This window comes from Allomuricauda sp. F6463D (genome assembly GCF_023015965.1).
In the GTDB taxonomy this organism is placed as follows: Bacteria; Bacteroidota; Bacteroidia; order Flavobacteriales; family Flavobacteriaceae; genus Flagellimonas.
The window spans coordinates 1-387 of record NZ_JALKAN010000019.1 but is presented as its reverse complement, the minus strand read 5'-3'; the positions used below and the strand labels follow the sequence as shown (position 1 = coordinate 387).

Here is a 387-nt window from a genome sequence, read left to right as displayed (position 1 = left end):
CATGTATCTTGTTCTTGGTCGCGGTGCGCTGTTTCAGATAGGCATCCAATAACCGGAACAACTGTAAACACTCACTTTGGTTATCGGTCAGGGCACCGTAAAGAGGGACCTCATTGACCAGGGCATAGTCACAGATGGCCTGGCATCGCTCTTGTCCATTTTCACCTTGGCCAATTTCATCTGGATAAACCGCTTTATCGACAATGGGTTTACCACGGAAACGAGCACTCCATTTTTGTAAAGAAATTGCGCAAGCCTGTAATGGTAATAACCGGTGGCTTCCATAACGACCAATGAACCTTTAGGTAATTCCTTAAGGAATTTCCCGAACCCCGTTTCGTCGTTCTTATACTGGTCGTGACCTGTGTCATTACCATGTACATCAAA

1 protein-coding gene is annotated in these 387 nt (G+C 45.7%); it reads right to left on the bottom strand.

Annotated features, from left to right (window positions below; all coding sequences use genetic code 11):
• Positions 1–87: 87 nt before the first annotated feature.
• Positions 88–387, bottom strand: a 300-nt coding sequence (locus MWU56_RS16465) for an IS110 family transposase (protein ID WP_410548952.1), incomplete at its 5' end; no start/stop codon positions are given.